The organism is Pararhodonellum marinum (assembly GCF_015354735.1).
GTDB lineage: Bacteria > Bacteroidota > Bacteroidia > Cytophagales > Cyclobacteriaceae > Pararhodonellum > Pararhodonellum marinum.
Map to the genome: position 1 here is coordinate 1 of NZ_JACEFJ010000044.1, position 888 is coordinate 888.

1 protein-coding gene is annotated in these 888 nt (G+C 37.2%); it reads left to right on the forward strand.

The window, feature by feature from the left end; all coding sequences use genetic code 11:
- The first annotated feature begins 168 nt into the window (after positions 1–168).
- Complete coding sequence (locus H1A14_RS23050; RefSeq protein ID WP_228527948.1) at positions 169–573, forward strand: hypothetical protein; 405 nt, start codon at positions 169–171, stop codon at positions 571–573.
- Positions 574–888 lie beyond the last annotated feature (315 nt).

The following is an 888-nucleotide window of genomic DNA, read 5'->3' on the forward strand; positions in this document are numbered from 1 at the left end:
CCCAAAAGGCGGGGTTTCGTATTCTAGTGACAGTTTTGTGGTTAATCAAACATTAGTTTTTCAAATCAAGTTTTGTGGTAAAAGCCCCGCCCTTCGGGTAGCTGCAAACCGTTACCAGCAATGTGGACGACAGCGCCAGCACGACTAAGTAGAACAGAAAGAAATACTATGAAGCGACATTTGATCATTTTACTATTATGTCTTATCCTGACAGGGTGTTACGAGAAAAATTCAGATGACGCACTTCAAACGTATAAATATTGGGCTGGCACAAAACCACCTGCCGATATAGAATTAATAGAAGGGAAATACTGGCAATCCGCTCACTGGACTAAAGAATATAAAATGTATTTAAAGTTTAAATCGACCGAAGTTTGGTGGGAAGCCTTTCTTGAGCAAAACTTCATTCCAGAAGACAATGATGCATGGACGAAACCTTCTGATGCACCAAGTTGGTTTCAACCTTCGGACAATTCAATAAGGTATGGCATTAAAGATGACTTTGACCTAGGTTCTCGATATTTCAGGGATACACTAACAGGAATTAGTTACATCTATGAAATTCAACTCTAAATGCTCTGTGATACTTTTTTTGATAACAATGCTGTACTTGTCAGCTTGTACAAATGATATTGATTACGTCAGCAAACATAATTGGAAATACTCAGACGGTGCTTGGATTAGTGATTGGTTGAATTTTGAAGACAATTTTCTATCAATCCGAAATGACACAATTTTCATTAATGATTCGGCAAAAGCCATCATTGATAAGGTGGAAAAAAGATTGTTTGCGGACAACTTGTTATTTGTAGTTGACATTAACAATCAAGAGATTGGACGGTACTCTATGAAATAATGAAGAATCAATATAATAAGAAACACTGCTGG